This is a genomic window from Hymenobacter sedentarius (genome assembly GCF_001507645.1).
Taxonomy (GTDB): domain Bacteria; phylum Bacteroidota; class Bacteroidia; order Cytophagales; family Hymenobacteraceae; genus Hymenobacter; species Hymenobacter sedentarius.
Genome location: NZ_CP013909.1, coordinates 842803 through 861818, shown reverse-complemented (window position 1 = coordinate 861818; position 19016 = coordinate 842803). Strand labels below are relative to the sequence as shown.

General features: G+C 62.4%; 14 protein-coding genes. 7 read left to right on the top strand and 7 right to left on the bottom strand.

The window, feature by feature from the left end:
- Window positions 1-12 precede the first annotated feature (12 nt).
- A complete protein-coding gene (locus tag AUC43_RS03625) occupies window positions 13-888 on the top strand; it encodes a UbiA prenyltransferase family protein (protein ID WP_068190066.1) in 876 nt (291 codons plus the stop codon).
- A gap of 185 nt (window positions 889-1073) precedes the next feature.
- On the opposite strand, the gene AUC43_RS03620 is transcribed toward AUC43_RS03625, so the two are convergent.
- Window positions 1074-2603, bottom strand: a complete 1530-nt coding sequence (locus AUC43_RS03620; RefSeq protein WP_068190064.1) for a bifunctional ADP-dependent NAD(P)H-hydrate dehydratase/NAD(P)H-hydrate epimerase — start codon at window positions 2601-2603, stop codon at window positions 1074-1076.
- 147 nt (window positions 2604-2750) lie between these two features.
- Here AUC43_RS03620 and msrB point away from each other — a divergent pair, with 147 nt between their 5' ends.
- Entirely contained in the window at window positions 2751-3215 is a 465-nt protein-coding gene (msrB, locus tag AUC43_RS03615; RefSeq protein ID WP_068190063.1) for a peptide-methionine (R)-S-oxide reductase MsrB, read from the top strand.
- A gap of 102 nt (window positions 3216-3317) precedes the next feature.
- Window positions 3318-4220: an L-serine ammonia-lyase, iron-sulfur-dependent, subunit alpha gene (gene sdaAA / locus AUC43_RS03610; RefSeq protein ID WP_068190060.1), complete on the top strand. Its 903-nt coding sequence runs from the start codon at window positions 3318-3320 to the stop codon at window positions 4218-4220.
- A 265-nt stretch (window positions 4221-4485) separates the two neighbouring features.
- Here sdaAA and AUC43_RS03605 read toward each other — a convergent pair whose 3' ends face one another.
- The 6 genes from AUC43_RS03605 to ispF all read right to left on the bottom strand — a co-directional run bounded on the left by AUC43_RS03605 (window position 4486) and on the right by ispF (window position 11519).
- Window positions 4486-5541, bottom strand: coding sequence for a hypothetical protein (locus tag AUC43_RS03605; protein WP_068190058.1), 1056 nt, complete (start codon window positions 5539-5541; stop codon window positions 4486-4488).
- Window positions 5542-5607: 66 nt separating this feature from the next.
- Entirely contained in the window at window positions 5608-6990 is a 1383-nt protein-coding gene (locus AUC43_RS03600; protein ID WP_068190056.1) for a LutB/LldF family L-lactate oxidation iron-sulfur protein, read from the bottom strand.
- 43 nt (window positions 6991-7033) lie between these two features.
- Window positions 7034-7405 carry a GxxExxY protein gene (locus AUC43_RS03595; protein WP_068190054.1) on the bottom strand — a complete coding sequence of 124 codons (372 nt, stop codon included), beginning with the start codon at window positions 7403-7405 and terminating at the stop codon, window positions 7034-7036.
- Between the two features lie 55 nt (window positions 7406-7460).
- The gene (locus AUC43_RS03590; RefSeq protein WP_099092922.1) at window positions 7461-9152 is read right to left on the bottom strand and encodes a M28 family peptidase; all 1692 of its coding nucleotides are present in this window, start codon (window positions 9150-9152) and stop codon (window positions 7461-7463) included.
- A gap of 194 nt (window positions 9153-9346) precedes the next feature.
- Window positions 9347-11011, bottom strand: coding sequence for a M28 family peptidase (locus AUC43_RS03585; RefSeq protein ID WP_068190052.1), 1665 nt, complete (start codon window positions 11009-11011; stop codon window positions 9347-9349).
- 28 nt (window positions 11012-11039) lie between these two features.
- Window positions 11040-11519, bottom strand: coding sequence for a 2-C-methyl-D-erythritol 2,4-cyclodiphosphate synthase (ispF, locus tag AUC43_RS03580; RefSeq protein ID WP_068190050.1), 480 nt, complete (start codon window positions 11517-11519; stop codon window positions 11040-11042).
- Window positions 11520-11858: 339 nt separating this feature from the next.
- Here ispF and AUC43_RS03575 point away from each other — a divergent pair, with 339 nt between their 5' ends.
- From AUC43_RS03575 to AUC43_RS03560, 4 genes are all read left to right on the top strand, one after another.
- Entirely contained in the window at window positions 11859-12473 is a 615-nt protein-coding gene (locus AUC43_RS03575; RefSeq protein ID WP_068190048.1) for a TetR/AcrR family transcriptional regulator, read from the top strand.
- Between the two features lie 54 nt (window positions 12474-12527).
- Window positions 12528-14222 (top strand): TolC family protein, encoded by a 1695-nt coding sequence (locus tag AUC43_RS03570; protein ID WP_068190044.1) that lies wholly within the window; start codon window positions 12528-12530, stop codon window positions 14220-14222.
- 121 nt (window positions 14223-14343) lie between these two features.
- Entirely contained in the window at window positions 14344-15474 is a 1131-nt protein-coding gene (locus AUC43_RS03565) for an efflux RND transporter periplasmic adaptor subunit (protein ID WP_068190043.1), read from the top strand.
- A gap of 16 nt (window positions 15475-15490) precedes the next feature.
- Window positions 15491-18922, top strand: coding sequence for an efflux RND transporter permease subunit (locus AUC43_RS03560; protein WP_068190041.1), 3432 nt, complete (start codon window positions 15491-15493; stop codon window positions 18920-18922).
- Window positions 18923-19016 lie beyond the last annotated feature (94 nt).

Sequence of the window (19016 nt, the reverse complement as noted above, 5' to 3'; positions counted from 1 at the left end):
CTAATTTCGCCCGTGGCCCACTCAACGCTATCTGCTTCTGCTGCGCCCCGTCACCCGCTGGGCCGGCTGCTCGATGCCGTGCTCTACAGCAGCGCGTGGCTGGCAGCCGCTGCGGCGGCCCAAACGGCGGCTACCCTGCACCAGTGGCCCCCGCTTGGGCCAAGCGGGGGCCGGCTGGTTACGCTGGTATTTGCGGCTACCCTGCTCGTGTACAACCTGGATGCGGCGCTGCCCTTCAAGCACCGCGAGCCGGCCGGCAACTCGGCCCGCAAAGCCTGGCAGCAGCGCCACCGCCTGCTCATGCTGGAGCTGGCGGGCACGGCCGCGCTGGTGGCCGGCTTTTTCTTTTTTGCCGATGGCTGGTGGCGCTACCTGCCCTTGCTGGCACCGCTGGGGGCGCTAGCGCTGCTGTATTCGTGGCCGTTGTGGCGGTGGCACGGACGGCCTCGCGCCCTGCGCGAAGTACCGCTGCTGAAAGGCTTTCTGATAGCCACCGTGTGGACCGCTGTGACGGTGGGCCTGCCAGCGCTGGTGCTGCACCATTCGGTGGCGACCGTGGCGGGGCTGATGGGCCAACGGTTCTGCCTGATAATGGTCATTGCCATCGTGTTCGACATTCGCGACTACGGGCGCGACCGTCGGGCGGGCACCCGCACGTTTCCAGGCGTGCTGGGCGTGAGGGCGGCTAAGCGGCTGGCGCTGGGGTTTCTGGTGGCCTCGGTGGCGCTGGGGCTAGCGCGCGGCGCTTCGCCTTTGGCCGTACTGCTGCCCGCGGTGCTCACGGCCGTAGTGGTAAACGCCGCCGCCGAAACTCGCAGCGACTACTTCTATGCCTTGCTGACTGATGGCCTGCTCATCGTGCAGGCAGCTGCGTATTTTGTGTTTTAGGTGGTTTGCGTTAATCGTTCGCATGTCAGAACAGTGTAGAGACGCGACACTTCGCGTCTCCTCGTCTGCGCCGTTTAGGTGTTGTCCAGATGGCGATTGTTCAACGACGAGACGCGAAGTGTCGCGTCTCTACATCGTGCTGGTGGCCCAAACAGCTTCTTGAGCTGCTCGCAACAACTGCTAGATTACGCCTCCGCCTCCCGCAGTGCTGGTCCGATGTAGTGCGCGATGTCACCCGCTATCAGGCCTGCCTGGCCGGTCTTGGCAGCGGCTAGGTCGCCGGCACGGCCGTGGGCATACACGCCAAGCTGGGCAGCCTGGAAAGGGAGTAGGCGGGCGTCGGCGCGCAGGGCCAGCAGCAGGCCGGTGAGCACGTCGCCGCTACCGCCGGTGGCCATGCCGGGGTTGCCGGTGCTATTGAAGTGAAGTTCGCCGGTGGGCGTGGCCAGGCAGGAGTACGCGCCTTTCAGGAGCACCAGGCAGCGGCGCTGCTGGGCAAATTGGCGCAGCAGTTCCAGGCGGTGGTAGTCGTCGCGGGCGGGCTCGGTGAGGCGCTCAAACTCCTTGGGGTGGGGAGTGAGCACGGTGTTTTCGGGCAGTAGCGCCAGCAGCTCGCGGTGCTGGCCCAAAAGGTTGAGCGCGTCAGCGTCGATGACGAGGGGTAGGGGTTTCTGGTGGGCGGTGGTAGCCGCGGCGGTTTGCAAGAGCTGCTGCAGCACAGCGAGGCTGGCTGCGTCCTGGCCCAGCCCGGGGCCGATGCCCACGGCCTGGTAGGGCTGCAGGTCGGGCAGCGCGCTGATAAAATTGGGCTGCGGGTCGGCCAGGCACATGGCTTCGGGCACGCTGGTTTGGAAGATGTCGTACCCACAGCCCGGTACCCGCGCCGTGAGCAGGCCCACGCCGCCGCGCAGGCAGGCCCTGGCCGCCAGCACGGCGGCGCCCACCTTGCCCCGGCTGCCGGCCAGCAGCAAGGCGTGCCCAAAGGTGCCCTTGTGGCTGAACTGGGCCCGGGCCGGCAGGGCCCCGGCCACGGCGGCCTCGTCAGTATAGTACCAGGGCGTGGTTGAACCGGCAATGAACTCCTGGCTCAGCCCAATGTCTTTTACGTGCCATTCGCCCACAAATTCGGCGTTCTGCGGCAGCAGAAACGCCAGCTTGGGCGTGCCGAAGCTCACCGTGTGCTGGGCCCGCACGGCCACGTCTTCCCTGGGCTGGGGCGCTTCGGTAAACAACCCGCTGGGAATATCGACCGCCACCACGCGGGCGCGGGCGGCATTCAAGTGAGCGACCAAGGCGGCCGCCAGCCCCGCAAGCGGCCGGGCCAGGCCGGTGCCAAACAAGGCATCGATGACCACCGTGCCGGGCAGAATCGCGGGAAGCTGCTGCTCGCTGATGTCGGCCACGGGAATGGCTTCGGGCAGGTGCAAGCGGTTGTGCTGCCAGTCGGCCGATTGGGTCTCGGCGGGCAGCAGGGCCACGCGCATCTGGTAGCCGGCCTGGTGCAGCAGCCGGGCGGCGGCCAGGCCGTCGCCGCCGTTGTTGCCGGGCCCGCACAGCACCAGTACCTCACCGGCCTGCTCCTGGTCGAGCAAGCTGCAGAACCATTCCACCAGGGCTTCTGCAGCGCGCTCCATCAGCTCGGCCGAGGTAAGGTGCTGCTCGCGGATGGTGGCTTGGTCGAGCTCGCGGGTTTGGGCGGCGGTGAGAATTTTCATGAAGGGAAGTAGCTTGGGGCAATAGTTACGGCCGGGGTTGGTAAGGAAGGGAACCGCGGTTCGTCTATTGAGGTGCTACGGCAAACTTCCGGGCCGTGGCCGCGTTTACCCAGCATCTGCCCGCTTTCAATCTTCAATCCCAACGATATGCAAACCTGGAACGATGTCATTCGCCTTGCCAATAACCCCATTCCCTCGCCGCGCCGCGTAGAGAAAACCCCCGCCGAGTGGCGCCAGCTGCTCACACCGGAGCAGTTTCACGTTACGCGAGAGCACGGCACCGAGCGCGCCTTCACCGGCGAGTACTGCGAGGCCCACGAAGCCGGCCTGTACGCCTGTGTATGCTGCGGCACCCCGCTCTACGATTCGCGCACCAAGTTTGAGTCGGGCACGGGCTGGCCCAGCTTCACCCAGCCCGTCGACGAAAGCGCCATTCGCTACAAGAAGGACACCAGCTACGGCATGACCCGCGTGGAAGTGCTTTGCAACGTGTGCGATGCCCACCAGGGCCACGTGTTTCCCGACGGCCCGCCTCCCGGGGGCCTGCGGCTGTGCATCAATTCGGCCAGCATCAAGCTGGTGACGGAAACCGAAAACCAACCCGCCGCCTAAGGCCGCGCCTGCGCCAATCCTGTAGCTTTGAGCCCCGGCTGAAGACACCTTCGGCCGGGGCTTTACGTTCTCTTCTTTTATCAGCTCAATTCCCACCCCGCCATGTCCCTTCTCTTCAACGACTTCGCCTCCTGGGGCGAGCACTGCGCCGCTACCGGCGAGCCCCTGTACCAACCGGTGTTGGCCTACGAAATTGAGCAGAAAGGCCGCACCGAGGACGAAATATGGAGCGGCCTGCAGCGCGCCTACGACGTGATGCGCGACGCCGTGCACGAGGGCCTGACCGGCGACATGACGTCGCGCTCGGGCATGATAAACAACGGCGCCAAGAAGATTGCCGCCTCGCCCGTTACCGTGCTCTCACCCGAGTTCAAGCAGCTCATCACCCGCGCCCTCGGGGCCAAGGAGGTGAACTCCTGCATGGGCCGCGTAGTGGCCGCGCCCACGGCCGGGGCCTCGGGCATTCTGCCCGGCGTGCTCGTTACGCTGCAGGATTTGCATAAGCTCTCGGACCGGCAGATTTTGGAAGGGCTGCTCGTGGCGGCCGGCATCGCCCTCATTATTGAGCAAAATGCCTCGCTGGCCGGCGCCGTGGGCGGCTGCCAGGCCGAAACCGGCTCGGCCGCCGCCATGGGCAGCGGTGCCATTGTGTATTGCCTCGGCGGGCCCGTAGACCAGGTGTTTGCGGCCGTGGCCGTCACCATTCAGTGCATGCTGGGCTTGGTGTGTGACCCCGTGGCCGGGCTGGTGGAAGTGCCGTGCGTGGTGCGCAACGCATCGGCCGCCGCCATTGCCTTTAGCTCGGCCCAGATTGCCATTGCCGGCATTGACCCGGTTATTCCCGTCGACCAGTGCGTGGCAGCCCTCGGCGAAGTGGGCCAGGCCATGGAAACCCGCTACAAGGAAACGGCCCTCGGTGGCCTGGCAAATACCAAGCGGGGCCGCGAAATTGAGCAGCGCGTGCTGGTGCAGGACATCAATATTCTGCCCGATGATGGGGAATAGGTAGGTTAAGCGTGGGTAGATACTGGCAGTCCTGCAGCGGGTAGCCTCTCGTGGGGCACCTCACCCCCGGCTCCTCTCCCGCGGAGAGGGGAGCCTCACGTCAGTTCACTGAACAGAAAGCCCCAGCTCAATTGAGCTAAAATGTTGTGCCGTGGCTCCCCTCTCCGCGGGAGAGGGGCCGGGGGTGAGGTTCCGGCTGGGCAAATGCTCCACGCTTCGGGACATTCTGCTTTTCTTCTGCGATTGTGCGCCGCCCCATGGCGCTTTACGTCATCTTTAAGCTGGGCGCCATGGTGAGGTGGGCCATGAACCGCAAGGCCGGCACGTAGCGGCTGCGCAATTCGCGGTAGCTTTTCCAGGCTGCGTCGCGGTCTTCTACCACAGTAAGGCCATGGTCAACCAACTCCTTGCAGGCCAAATCGAAATCGGCTCGTCCGGGCTCGTCTTCGTCTTGGCCGGGCTGCAGGCTTTTGGGTTCGGTGCCGGCTTTGTCGTCGAAGAAGCGGTACACTCGGTTCAGGGCCAGGCAGCCGGCTTTGAAGGTGATTTCGACCTGCCGGGGGCGGGTGCCGGCCACTGCCGCGAAGAACAGCGCGGCCGAGTCCAGTATCAGGCCGCTGCACGTGACCCAGGAGCGGCCCGGCTGCGGCGAGCGGAAGAACGAGAGGATGGGCAGCGAGGTGTGGCTTTCTTCAATCTCCACAAACCAGCGCTCCCAGTCGGCCCACTGCTGGTTGTCGTTGAGCACCGAGCCGTCCTGATTGAGCCAGCCCAACAGGCAGGAGGCCGTGGGCGGTGTGCCGGCCCGCAGCTCCAGCAGCGCCACCGTTACCTCGCGCCGCGAAAAAGCCTGGTAGATGGTGGGCAGGTAGGAGAGGAGCAGCGTGAGCAGCAGCAGCCCCAGCGTGGCCTCGGAGTAGCTAAGCACCGCCATGGACAGGTGACGGGTACTGGTGGTGCCCAGCGTGAGCAAGGAGCTGCTGCTTAGGGTGTAGCACCGTTGCCAGCTGCCTTCGCCCAGGGCCCAATAGAGGCTGGTGTAGCCCAGCCCAACGAGGGCCTCCCACACTACCGGAAGCGCCACCAGGGCCACCGGGGCATAGTGGGCCATGATTTTATCGCGCCGCTCGTAAGAGTTGGCCAGCTTGGCGGCCGTGTCGAACAAGACGCGGATGCCCACAAACACCCAGACGTTTAGCCGCACTACCTCATTGCGCGGCAGGATGAACGAGCGAATGGCCGCCGACAGCGTGGTAATAACCAAGATGATGCCTCCCAAGCCGGTAATCACGCGCAGGGCCAGAAACAGGTAGTGCTGCATCGTCAAGGAAAAAGCCTAGTACGAGCAAACCGCCCGAAACGGCTAGCAGTCCAGCCGGTAGCCATATTAGCGTTGAGCCGGCCGTCGCTGCTTCCACATCTCCCGAAACGACTGCGGGGCAATGGCCAGGGCCTCGCGCCGCTTGCTCCAGCCCACCTGGCCCAGCAGGCGGCTCAGGCTCCAGTCCTTCACGGTGGCGGGCAGCAAATCCAGGGCCCAGCGGTGCTGCATGCTCCACTTCCACAGGCCGATGGCTATTTTCTCTTCGGTGGGCGCGTAGCCTTCCTCCACGCTCTGCTGCCGGTTGAGCAGCAAAAGGTTGTGCAGTGGGATGCGCACCGGGCACACGCTGGTGCAGGCGCCGCACAGGCTGCTGGCGTAGCTCAGGTGCTTGTGCTCGGGCAGGCCACTCAGGTGCGGGCTGATGACCGAGCCGATGGGCCCGGAGTAGGTGGTTTCGTAGGTGTGGCCGCCGATGTTCTTGTACACGGGGCACACGTTCAGGCAAGCGCCGCAGCGGATGCATCGCAGGGCGGCGCGCTTGTCTGGCTGGGCCAGCAGGTTGGTGCGGCCGTTGTCGAGCAGAATGACCACCATTTCTTCCGGGCCGTCGGTCTCGCCGGGCTGGCGCGGGCCGAAGTACACCGTGTTGTACACCGTGACCTGCTGACCCGTGCCGCTGGTGCTGAGCAGCGGCCAGAACAAGTCCAGGTCCGTCAGCTGCGGAATGACCTTCTCGATGCCCACCACCGCAATATGCAGCTTGGGAAAAGTGGCCGACAGGCGGGCATTGCCTTCGTTTTCGGTCACGGCCACGGCGCCTTCTTTGGCAATAAGGAAGTTGCCGCCGGTCACGCCCACTTCGGCCGCGGTGTACTTGTTTCGCAGCAAGTGGCGGGCCGTGAGCACCAGCTGCTGAGCGTCGTCGGTGCTCTCCGTGCCCAGGTGCTTCACGAAGATGTCGTTGATGTCGGCCTTGCTCAGGTGCATGGCCGGCGTCACGATGTGGTAGGGCCGCTCGCCGTTGAGCTGCACAATGTATTCGCCCAGGTCCGTTTCCACCGATTCCACGCCCTGCGTCGCGAGGTACTTGTTGAGGTGGATTTCTTCGGTGGTCATGCTCTTGGCCTTTACCACCGTTTTGGCGTTGCGGGCCTTGGTGAGCTTGCCGATTTCGGCCAGGGCCTCCGCCGCGTCGCGCGCCCAGATGACCCGGCCGCCCCGGGCCGTGAAGGCGGCTTCGAACTGCAGCAGGTACTCGTCCAGCTTCTCGAGCACGGTGGCCTTGAGGTAGGCGCCGCGGTCGCGGGCCAGCTCGTGGTGGTCGTAGAGCTTCATACCGGCGCTCACGGCCGCGTCATACTTGCCGATGTTGAACCGGATTTTGCGGCGGTGCTCGCGGTCGAAGGCCTTGGCTTCGGAGTCCTTTTGGAATTGTTCTGCCTTCACTTTAGCACAGAGTTAAAAAAGAGGGAAGGGAAGTTTCACCGAGTCAGTTTGAAAGGCGAATGAGCTGGTCTTTCAGGGAGATGGTGTTGAAGTTAATCAACAAGCCAGTCTTTAAGCCGGAAAGCCTCAGGTAATTCAGCAGTTGCTTGGAGTGGACAGGCGCCAAAGCTTCAACTGATTTTAGCTCTAGAATAACGCGGCCTTCTACCACAATATCTGCCCGGAAAGCTAAATCCAGCCGGATGCCGTCGTACACCACGGGCATCTCTACTTGCGTGGCTACCAGCAGTCCGGCCTTGCGCAGCTCGTGCGCCAGTGCCACTTCGTAAACCGATTCCAACAGCCCCGGCCCTAGCACAGTATGTACTCGAAAAGCAATGCCCAGTATGCGCCCGGTCAATTCATCTTTTTCCATAGAATGCTCGGTGAAACTCATTTTTTAGCTCAGGCTCACTCTGTGCGAAAACCACTCAAGGCCGATTAGAATCCACCACAATCCGCCGGTCCCGATTCGTCAGTTCCCAGGCCGTATGAAACACCAGCTGCGCCCGCTCGGTAAGCTTGTCGAACTCAATTTTGTCCACGTCGTCGGTGGCTTTGTGGTAGTCGGCGTGCTCCCCGGTGGTATAAAAAATGACCGGGATTTTGCGCCGCGCAAAGTTGTAATGGTCGGAGCGGTAGTAGATGTGCTCCGGCTCGTTGGGTACGTTGTAGCGGTAGTCCAGCTCCAGGTGGGTGTAGGTGCGGTTGGCCGCTTCGTTGATGCGGTGCAGCTCCGACGACAGCTTGTTTGAGCCCACGATGTCCACGAAGTGCTTCTTGGGGCTGTGCTTGCGGTCGGTGCGGCCCACCATGTCGATGTTCAGGTCGGCAATGGTATTGGCCAGCGGCACCACCGGGTGCGCGGTGTAGTACTCGGAGCCGAAGAGGCCTTCTTCCTCCGCTGTCATGGCGATGAACAGGATGCTGCGGCGCGGGCCGTGGCCTTCCTTCTTGGCCTTAGCAAAAGCCTGAGCTATTTCCAGCAAGGCCACGGTGCCTGAGCCGTCGTCGTCGGCCCCGTTATAGATGGTGTCGTGCTTCACGCCCAGGTGGTCGTAGTGGGCGGATATTACCAATACCTCGTCCTTCTTATCGGTGCCTTCCAAGAAGCCCAGCACGTTTTCGGTGATGAGCGGCTCCTGGGTCTGGGGCACGTAGATGGTCACGGCCGGGGGCGCAAAAGCGGCCGGTACCGGCTTGCCCGCCCGCCCAACGGCCCGGACGTATTCAATCAGCCCCGGCAGGTCGGTGCCGGCCAGCTGCAGCCCCATTTCCTGCGAGGTCAGGTACACGCCGATGCCCGGCGGCAGGTCCTCGCGCACGGTATCGACGATGGCCGGGCCGGGGTCCGGCAGTGAATAAGCCGGCTCCCGCAACGATGGGGCAAACTTGGCCGCCTCCTGCTGGAACGCCGCCGTGGGCGCAAACGTCATCAGAAAGATGCTGCGCGCACCTTTGGCTTTGGCCAGAACGGCTTTGCGCAGGCCCGATTCCCAGTAGTCGGCCGGGCGGCCGTTGGGCTTGAGCAGCTTGCGGCCCCGCTCGTCCTGCGGCTCGCCCATGATGGCCACCACGTCCTTGCCCTGCACGTCGAGCCCGGCGTAATCGGAATACGCGCCCTGCTCCACCCCAAAACCCACAAAGACCGGCTTTGAAACCGTCTCGGTGCGGAAGGGCGACGGCATGGGGCCATAGCTGAAAAAGTCGCTCAGCCACTCGTAGCGCTGGCCGCTCACGCGCACATAGCCTCCGTCCACAGGAGTGCTGCGGATGAGCGGGAAATGCTGCAAGTACGGGTTGTCGCTGCCCGGCACGGGGCCTTGCAACCCCAGCGCCGCAAACTGCTTCACTAAGTAGTCAGCCGCCAGTTTCTGCCCAGGCCGGCCCACTTCGCGGCCCTGAAACGAGTCCGATGCCACAACGGTCAGGTGCTGGCGCAGCTCTTCGGGCCGGATGGTAGCGGCATACGTGCGCGACCAATCCGTGGCGGTCGAAGCCGTCGCCTTGCCCCTCCTAGCCAGATCCTTAAGCTTGATTTTGACCTTGGCCGGGGCCTGTTGGGCCATGGCCGGAAGTACGCTGGCCAAGGCCAACAGCCCGCACAAGACGAGTTTTTTCATTAGGAAAAAGAGTGCGGAATTGAGTTGGCCGCAGAGCCACAAGTAAAACGTCATGCCGGGCTTGCCGCCCGCCCTGCCAAGCCGGCAAAGCACCTGCTTCCCACCAAACGGCTCGTTTGGGTAAGGCAGGATGCTTGGCTGCGGTAGCGGGGCGGGCGGCAAGCCCGACATGACGTTCGAGCTTTTAGCCGGGTTTACAGCTTGTTGGAATCAACGACAATACGGCCGTCGCGGTTTGCCAGCTCCCAGGCGAGGTGGAACACCAGCTTGGCCCGTTTCTCCATTTTCGGGAATTCGATTTTGCTGATTTCGTCGCTCTCCTTGTGGTAATCGGCGTGCACGCCGTTGAAGAAAAAGGCGACGGGTACCTTGTTCACCGCAAAGTTGTAGTGGTCGGAGCGGTAGTAAAAGCGGTTCGGGTCGGCGGGGTCGTCGAAGCGGTAGTCTAGGTCGAGCTGGGTGTACTTCTTGTTTTGCTCCTCCTGAATCACCTTCAATTCCGAGGCCAGCTTGTCGGAGCCAATGACGTACACGTAGTCCGGCTTGCCCTCGTGTTCCACGTCGGTGCGCCCAATCATGTCCACGTTCAGGTCGGCCTCCGTCTGGGCCAAGGGGAACACCGGGTGCTTGGAGTAGTACTCCGAGCCAAACAGGCCCTTTTCCTCGCCCGTCACACTCAGGAAAAGCAAGCTGCGGCGCGGGCCGTGGCCTTCTTTCTTGGCCTGGGCAAATGCTTCGGCAATGGTAATAATGCCCGAGGTGCCGGAGCCGTCGTCGTCGGCGCCGTTGAACACCACGCCGTTCTGAGTGCCCAAGTGGTCGTGGTGAGCCGAAATCACGATGATGTCCTCCTTCTTGTCGGTGCCTTCGATGAAGCCCAGCACGTTCTCCGTCTGCACGGGCGTGCGCTTGCGCTCCGCTTTAACCTGCAGCGGCACCACTTTGAACGTGGACTTCACCGGCTGCTTCGTGCTGTTGATTTTGGCCAGGTAGGCCTGCATGGCGGCGTCTTTCGTGCCCAGCACCTCTAGGCCCACGGCCGGCGAAATAAAGAACGACGGCACGCGGCTCGGCTTGGCGTCGCTCACCATCACGGTGGAGGGGTGCGCTATCATCGGCGCGAGGCGGGCCGTGTGCTTGGCAAAATTGCTGGTGGGGTTAAAGCTCACAAAAAACGCCGTGCGGGCGCCTTTCTGGGCAGCCAGCTGGGCTTTGGCGCGGTAGTCGTTGGCCCACTTGGTGGGCGAGCCGTCGGAACTCAGCAGGGCTTTGCCATCGGCGCTGGTGGGCTCGCCCAGCAGGATGAGCACGTCCTTGCCCGTCACGTCCTGGCCGGCGTAATCGGAGTAGCCGGGCTGCTCGATGCCGTAGCCCAAGAAAACCGGCTTCACCGTGGTTTCGGTGGCAAACGGCGAGTCGCCCATGCCGTAGAAATCCACCAGCCACTGGTAGCTTTTCTTGCCCACTTTCAGGCTGGCGCCGTCGGCCCAGGTTACCTGCTCCACGTTGAAGTGCTGCTGGTAAGGGTCGGCTGGGTTGGCAATGGGGCCGGTGAGGCCGGCATTCTTAAACTGCTCGGCTACGTAGGCCGCAGCCATGTGCTGGCCTTTGGTGCCGGTTTCGCGGCCTTCGTACTCATCCGAAGCCAGCACGGCCAGGTGTGCGCGCAGGCGTTCGGCCGTAACCAGGTCGGCGTACTTAACACTCCAGTCGGTGGGGGCCGGGGCGGGAGCCACGGCGGCGGCCGGAGCCGCCGTGGTTTTCCCGGGCTTGGTTTTGATTTTTACTTTGCTCTGGGCGTATCCCGGGGCGGCGCTGGCCAGGGCCAGGAGGGCAATAAGGAGGGCTTTGTTGGTCATTGGAAATGGCGGGAATTCTGAGGGTAAACTAACTGCGCTGGATGAGCACGGCGGCGTAGGCGGCCACGCCTTCTTGCCGGCCCACAAACCCCAATTTCTCGGTGGTGGTTGCTTTGATGGAAATATCCTCCTCCGCGATGCCCATCACGGCGGCCAGCACGCGCTGCATTTCGGCAATGTGCGGGTTCACCTTGGGCTGCTCCAGGCAAATGGTGGAGTCGATGTTGCCGACTTCGTAGCCCTTGGCGCGCAGCAGGCGCATCACCTCGCTCAGCAGGCGCTTCGAGTCGATGCCCTTGTACTGCGGGTCGGTGTCGGGGAAATGGAAGCCGATGTCGCGCAGATTGGCCGCGCCCAGCAGCGCGTCGCAGATGACGTGGATAAGCACGTCGGCATCGGAGTGGCCGAGGGCACCGTGGGTGTGCGGCACCTGGATGCCGCCGAGCCAAAACGGCAGGCCTTCTTGCAATTGGTGAACGTCGTAGCCGAAACCGGTGCGGATTTTCATAAGGTCAAATAAGAGCAGGCCAGCGGGGCCACCGCAAAAGTACCCGCCGGCCGTTTCTCAGCGGGCCTGGGCGGCGTTGGAAAATAATTACGCCCTTAATCGACAGGGTATTGGTGTTATTAAAACTAATTTAATTAGCTTTGCAATACCAACAAATTTAGTTTATTGTATGGTTGAGCTACGGATATTCGGGGGCGGGGCTGATGGGGCTAAAGTAAATCAGCCGGTAATCCGTCGGGACAAGGAACAGGAAAAACGCCCAAGGAGCCGGCTGCAAAAAAACCAAACGGAAACTTCAAACACAATAAAAGTTTCCATGGTATCTTTGCACCGCAAATCATGGAAATCAAAGAACGAATCCTCAACCACGCCTCCACGCTTTTCATGCGGAACGGCATCAAGAGCGTGAGTATGGACGACATCGCCGCCAGCATGGCCATGTCAAAGAAGACCCTCTACAAATGGTTCGAGAACAAGGACCAGATTGTACTTGCTACCATGGAACAGCACCTGCACAAGGTGCAAGGCGAGTGCGAGGCCATGGCCGGGCACTCCACCAACGCGGTAGAACAAATGGTGCGCATCACGGCCTGGGCCGAACAGCAGTTTACCGGCGTTCACCCCAGTATTTTCTACGACCTGCAGAAGTACTACCCGGCGGCCTGGCAGCTGCTGGCCGCCCACAAAAACACCTACGTCCTGGCCCAAATCACCCAGAACCTGCGCCGGGGCATGACCGAAGGCTTTTATCGCCCCGACCTGGACGTGGACGTGCTGGCCCGCCTGCACCTGTCCCAGATTGACCTGACGTTTGACCATGACGTGTACCCGCCGGCCCAGTTTGAGGCCCAGCGCGTGCGCCGGGTATTCGACGAGCATTTTCTGCTGGGCGTGGCCACGCTCAAGGGCCACAAGCTCATCAATAAATACCGCCACGTCACCGAAGAAGAATAACCCCCCGCTGCCCCTTATTACGATTACGCTTACCCCATTTCCCTTTTGTTGTCGATGAAAAAGTTGTTTTCACCCAAGCTGCTGCTTTTGGCCGCGCTGGCCGGCGTGGCACCCACCGCGCTCCGGGCCCAGTCGGCGCAGGGCGCGCTGCCCGCGGCGCCGCCCGCCGCCGGCGTCATGGCCCTGAGCTTGCCCCAGGCCGTGAGCTATGCCGTTCAGAACAAATCCACGCTGCTAGCCACGCGCCTGGCCGAGCAAACGGCCCGGGCCCGGGTGGGCGAAATCAAGAGCGCCGGCCTGCCCCAGGTAAACGTGGGCGCCAACGTGGCCGACAACTTCAAGCTGCAGAAGTCGCTGGTTGACTTTTCCCGCTTCGGCGGCGCGCCGCTGCAGGGCACCAAGCTCACGGCCCAGGACATTGCCGCCGCGCAAGCCGGCACCGCCGTTACCCTGAGCCCCGCCTACGGCGAAGCGCCGCAAACCGGACCTACCCCCCTGGCGTTTGGCCTGCAGTACGCTGGCTCCACGAGTGCCAGCGTCTCGCAGCTGCTCTTCGACGGCTCTTACCTCATTGGGCTGAAAGCGGCCAAAGTGTACGAGCAGCTGGCCCAACGCCAGACCCAGCAGGCCGAGATAGACGTGGTGGAGCAGGTGAGCAAAGCGTACTACAGCACCCTGGTGGCCCGCTCGCGCCTGGCCCTGCTGGGCCGCAATGTGCAGCGCCTCGACACGGTGCTCAACCAAACGCGGAAGATTTTCAAGGCGGGCTTCGCCGAGAAGCTCGACGTGGACCGCCTGCAGGTGCAGCGCAACAACCTGGTGGTGGAGCAGCAGAAAGCCCAGCGCCTGACCGAGTTGAGCCTGGCGCTGCTCAAGTTCCAGATGGGCCTGCCCCAGCAGCAGCCCGTGGTACTCACCGACTCCTTAGGAGCTGCGCTGGTAGACGCCGGCGCCCTGCGCAAGCGCCTGGGCGTGGCCAACTTCAACACCGGTGGCGGCGTGGCCGGCACCTCGGCCCTGCCCGGCCAGCCCACCGCCACGCCCGGCCAGGAAAACGCGGCCGAGCAAACCCGCCTCGACCAGCAAGCCGCCCTCAGCGGCGGCCGTGCGCCGCAGGCCGTGGCCGCGGGCAACTACAACAACCGTGTGGAGTTCTCGGTGCTGGAAACCCAGCAGGCCCTGGCCGGCCTGGACTTGCGCAACCGCCGCGCCAGCGCCTACCCGCGCCTGCTGCTCACCGGGGCCTACGGCTTCACGGGGTCCGACCCGCGGCTGGGCGGGCTGCTGGAGTTCCGCGGGCCCAACTCGCGGAGCAGCAGGGGCTTTCTGAACCAGAACTGGTTTGGCTTCGGCAACGTGGGCCTCACCTTGCAGGTGCCGGTGTTCGACGGCTTCCGCCGCAAGTACCAGGTGCAGCAGGGCCGCCTGGCCCAGCAGACGATTGAGCAGGGCTTCAACACCCTGCGCCAGAGCATCGACCTGCAGGACGCCCAGAGCCGGACCACGCTGGTGAATGCCCTGGACGTGCTCGACAACCAAAAGGCCAACCTCGACCTGGCGGCCGACGTGGCCCGCGTCACCCGCATCAAGTTCAACGCGGGCGTGGGTTCCAACCTGGAAGTCATCACCGCCGAAACCGAGCTGCGTGCGGCCCAAACCAACTACTACGGCGCCATCTACGACGTGCTGGTGGCCAAAGTGGACCGCGACAAAGCCACCGGCGAGCTGTACAACCAGGTTAAAAAGTAACAATTGTTGTCCGAAGCTTGTGGTTGCACTCCCTTCTTCCCAAGCTCCGGATGCTCCCCTTCATATATGCCAACGGGCGCGGATACTCTGCCCGGCATAACCCCAAAAACATCCGCTTCTCATGCGACTCAATAAGAATTACTCTGCTGCCCTGTTCCTCGCCGGTTCGTTGCTCATGGCTGCCTGCGGCGGCTCAAAAGACCCCAAAGCCGAACTGGCCAAACTGAAACAGGAGCAGGCTTCCAATCAAGCCAAGATTGCCGAGCTGGAAGCCAAAACCGGCACCCCCGACAAACCCGCCGTCACGGCCACGCCCGTGGCGGTGATGAACGTGCAGCCCGAAAGCTTCAAGAGCTACCTCGAAGTGCAGGGCCGTGTCGATTTTGACCAGAACGCCGCCGTGGGCGCCCGCGCGGCTGGCACCCTCACCAGCCTGCGCGTGCAGCGCGGCGACCGGGTGGGCAAAGGCCAGGTACTGGCCACGATTGACGCTTCCATTCTCGACGCCAGCATTGCCGAGCTCCGCACCCGCATGGATTTAGCCAAAACGGTGTACGAAAGGCAAAAAAGCCTGTGGGCCCAGCAAATCGGGACCGAAATCCAGTACCTGCAAGCCAAGAACAACTACGATGCCCTGCGGCGCAACCTGGCCACGCTCAACCAGCAGCGCGCCCTCTACAACGTGGTGGCGCCCTTCAGCGGCACCGTGGACGAGGTACTGCCCAAGCTGGGCGAAGTGGTGGCCCCCGGCTCGCCGGTGGTGCGCCTGACCAGCGGCGCGGGCGGCAAAATCCTGGCCGACGTGTCGGAAGCCTATGGCAACAGCATCAAAGCCGGCGACAAAGCCCTGGTGACCATCCCAGACCTGGGCGACGAGGAACTGCCCGGCACAGTGCGCGTGGTGAGCCGCACCATCAACGCCACCAGCCGCACTTTTACGGTAGAGGTGCGCCTGACCGGTGCCAAAGCCGCCAACCTGCGCCCCAACATGGTGGCCACGGTGCGCATCCTGAATTACGACCGCCCCAACGCCACGGTCATCCCCGTGGACCTGGTGCAGAAAGACGAGCAGAACAGCTACGTCTATGTGGTGGGCCAGGAAGGCAATAAGTCGGTGGCCAAGCGGCGCATCATCAAAACCGGCAACACCTACAACGGCAAGGTGGAAGTAACCAGCGGCCTGACGGCCAGCGATAAGGTGATTTCGGCCGGCTACCAGAATTTGAACGAAGGCCAAGTAGTGAGTTTATAAGCCAATCGCGAAGACTATGCAGGACATCGAAAAAGAATTTGGCCCCACCAGTTGGTCCATTAACAACAAGACCAGCATCTACATCATCACGGTGCTGCTGTGCATCTCGGGCATCTTCGCCTACGTCCGGTTGGGCAAAGAGAAGTTTCCCGACATCGTGATTCCGCGCATCATCGTGGCCACGATTTATCCCGGTACCTCGCCGACCGACATCGAAAACCTGGTGACGCGCCAGCTCGAAAAGGAAATCAAGAGCGTTAACGGGGTGAAGAAAATCAACTCCACTTCGAACCAGGACTATTGCGTAGTGGACGTGGAGTTTAACTCCGGCGTGGACGTGCAGTACGCCAAGCAGCTCATCAAGGACGCCGTGGACAAGGCCAGCAACGAGCTGCCGAACGACCTACCCTCGCCGCCGTCCGTGAACGAGGTAAACTTCTCGGAGTTTCCCATCATGAACATTAACCTGGCCGGCAACCTGCCGCTGAACCAGCTCAAGAAGTACGCCGACGACTTCCAGGACAAGATTGAGGCCCTCCCCGAAATCACCCGCGTCGACATCGTGGGGGCTTTGGAGCCCCAGGTAAACGTGGACGTGGACTTGAACAAGCTGCGGGCTTCGCGTCTGGGCTTCAGCGACATCACCCGGGCCATTGGTTCCGAGAACGTGACCATTTCGGGTGGTTCCATTGATGTGGGCAACCAGAAGCGCGCCGTGCGCGTGGCCGGCCAGTACACTAAGGCTTCGGACATCGCCGACATTCAGGTGAAAAACCTGAACGGCGCGGCCGTGCGTCTCGGCGACATTGCCACCGTGGAAGACGCCTTTAAGGACCGGGAATCGTACGCCCGCCTCGACGGCAAGACAGCCATTGCCCTGAACGTGGTGAAGCGCCAGGGCGAAAACCTAATCGACGCCTCCGACAAAATCAAGCAGATTGTGGAGGAATCGAAAAAAACCCTGCCCAAGGAGCTGACCATCACCATCACCGGCGACACGTCGAACGACACCCGCGTGACCCTGCACGACCTCATCAACACCATCATCATCGGCTTCCTGCTGGTGACGCTGATTCTGATGTTCTTCATGGGCACCACCAACGCCCTGTTTGTGGGCCTCTCGGTGCCGATTTCGATGTTCCTGGCCTTCCTGCTCATTCCCATCTTCGGCTTTTCGCTGAACATGATTGTGCTGTTTGCCTTCCTGCTGGCGCTCGGCATCGTGGTCGACGACGCCATTGTGGTGATTGAAAACACCCACCGCATCCTGCACGAGCACCCCAACCTGAGCACCAGCAAAGCGGCCAAGTTTGCGGCCGGCGAAGTGTTCGTGCCCGTATTGGCCGGTACGCTCACCACGGTGGCGCCCTTTGTGCCGCTGCTGTTCTGGCCCGGCATCGTGGGCTCGTTCATGTATTACCTGCCCGTTACGCTCATTCTGACGCTGATGTCGTCGCTGGTCGTGGCCTTCATCATGAACCCGGTGTTTGCCGTGAGCTTCATGGAGCGCGAAGACCACCACAGCGAGGAAAGCAAGCCCAAGCTGACCCGGAACTTCCTCATCGCCATGGGCGTGCTGGCGGCCATTGCCGTTATCGGCTACTTGGCTGGCTCAACTTTCGTGGGCAACCTCACGCTGACCATCATCCTGTTCTGCTTCCTCAACGTGTTCGTGTTCTCGAAGATGATTGCCTGGTTCCAGACCCGCGCTTTGCCGCGCTTCCAGAACGGCTACGCCAGCCTGGTGCGCTGGGCCATCGGCCACCCGGCCCTGGTGATGGTGGGCATGGTGGTGCTGTTTTTCGGCTCGTTTGCGGCGGTGGCCGTGCGTGGCCCCAAGGTGGCCTTCTTCCCCAAGGGCGACCCGAAGTTCATTTACACCTACCTGAAGATGCCCGTGGGCACCCGCGTGGAGGTAACTGACTCGGTGACGCGGTTGCTGGAAAACCGCATTTACGGCGTCATCGGCCGCAACAACCCCGACGTCGAGTCGGTGATTACCAACGTGGCCATTGGTGCCACCGATGGCACCGAGGGCGGCGCCCCGGGGGTGTCGCAGTCGCACCTGGGCAAAGTGGGCGTGGCGTTCAAGGAGCTGAGCGAGCGCAAGGGCAAGTCGTCGGCCATTTACATGGATGAAATCCGCAAGGTGGTAAAAGGCATTCCCGGCACCGAGGTATCGGTCGACCAGGAAGCCGCCGGCCCGCCCACCGGCAAGGAAATCGCCATCGAAGTGGCCGGCGACGACTACGTGGCCCTGGCCAAGCTCTCCAAGAAAGTGACCCGCTACGTCGACTCGCTGAAAATCGGCGGCGTGGAGCAGCTACGCTCCAACCTGGAAGACCGCAACCCCGAAATTGCCGTCAACATCGACCGCACCCGCGCCAACCGCGAAGGCATCAGCACCGCCCAGATTGGCATGGAGGTGCGCACGTCCATCTACGGCTCAGAAGCCAGCAAATTCAAGACGCCCGACGACGAATATCCCATCCAAGTGCGCTACGCCGAGCCCTACCGCTCCGATGTGAACGCCATTGTGAACGCGCCGCTCACCTTCCGCGACGCCACCGGAGCCGTACGCCAAATTCCCATCAGCTCGGTGGCCGACGTCACCTACGGCACCACCTACGGCGGCATCAAGCGCAAGGACGTGAAGCGCGTCATCACCATCTCCTCCAACGTGCTCAATGGCTTCACCGGGCCCGACGTGGTGGCTAATATCCAGAAAGCCCTCAAGGCCTTCCCCACGCCGCCCGGCTACGAAATCCGCATGGGCGGCGCCCAGGAAAATCAGAAGGAAACCAGCGACTTCCTGCCCATTGCCGGCATGCTTTCGCTCGGCCTCATCTTCCTGATTCTCGTTACGCAGTTCAACTCGTTCAGCAAGCCGCTCATCATCCTCTCCGAGGTGCTGTTCTCCATTGCCGGGGTGTTCTTCGGCCTGGCCATTACGGGCATGAACATCAGCATCGTAATGACCGGCGTCGGCATCATCGCCCTGGCCGGTATTGTGGTGAAAAACGGCATTCTGCTGGTTGAATTCACCGACATGCTGCGCTCACAGGGCATGCCCCTGCGCGAAGCCATTGTGCTGGCTGGCCGCACCCGCCTCAACCCGGTAATTCTGACGGCCACCGCGGCCGTCCTGGGCCTTATCCCCCTGGCCATTGGCCTGAACGTCGACTTCTACGAGCTCTTCAACTCTGGCCACCCCCATTTCTTCATCGGGGGCGAATCGGTCGTGTTCTGGGGGCCCCTGGCCTGGACCATCATTTTCGGCCTGAGCTTCGCCACCGTCATTACGCTGGTGGTGGTGCCCGTGATGTATTTATTAAGCGAAACGCTAAAAGGAAAAATAACCGGAAAAAACCCCGACCGTCTTGCAACCAATTCGGAGGAGGTGGACTCTGAACAAGTACATGCGGCTTCGCCGCGGGTACTAGCTTAACAATTTATGCGTTGTTGAAGCTCGTCGGTAGTTTTTGTTGCAGCATTAATTACCGGCGGGCTCCATCGGCGCGCTCCGCCTGCTACTTCTACGA

Coding starts and splice junctions, on each gene's coding strand:
- AUC43_RS03620 (WP_068190064.1), bottom strand. CDS start 2,603: ATGAAAATTCTCACCGCCGCCCAAACCCGCGAGCTCGACCAAGCCACC.
- msrB (WP_068190063.1), top strand. CDS start 2,751: ATGCAAACCTGGAACGATGTCATTCGCCTTGCCAATAACCCCATTCCC.
- sdaAA (WP_068190060.1), top strand. CDS start 3,318: ATGTCCCTTCTCTTCAACGACTTCGCCTCCTGGGGCGAGCACTGCGCC.
- AUC43_RS03605 (WP_068190058.1), bottom strand. CDS start 5,541: ATGCAGCACTACCTGTTTCTGGCCCTGCGCGTGATTACCGGCTTGGGA.
- AUC43_RS03595 (WP_068190054.1), bottom strand. CDS start 7,405: ATGGAAAAAGATGAATTGACCGGGCGCATACTGGGCATTGCTTTTCGA.
- AUC43_RS03590 (WP_099092922.1), bottom strand. CDS start 9,152: ATGAAAAAACTCGTCTTGTGCGGGCTGTTGGCCTTGGCCAGCGTACTT.
- AUC43_RS03585 (WP_068190052.1), bottom strand. CDS start 11,011: ATGACCAACAAAGCCCTCCTTATTGCCCTCCTGGCCCTGGCCAGCGCC.
- ispF (WP_068190050.1), bottom strand. CDS start 11,519: ATGAAAATCCGCACCGGTTTCGGCTACGACGTTCACCAATTGCAAGAA.
- AUC43_RS03575 (WP_068190048.1), top strand. CDS start 11,859: ATGGAAATCAAAGAACGAATCCTCAACCACGCCTCCACGCTTTTCATG.
- AUC43_RS03570 (WP_068190044.1), top strand. CDS start 12,528: ATGAAAAAGTTGTTTTCACCCAAGCTGCTGCTTTTGGCCGCGCTGGCC.
- AUC43_RS03565 (WP_068190043.1), top strand. CDS start 14,344: ATGCGACTCAATAAGAATTACTCTGCTGCCCTGTTCCTCGCCGGTTCG.
- AUC43_RS03560 (WP_068190041.1), top strand. CDS start 15,491: ATGCAGGACATCGAAAAAGAATTTGGCCCCACCAGTTGGTCCATTAAC.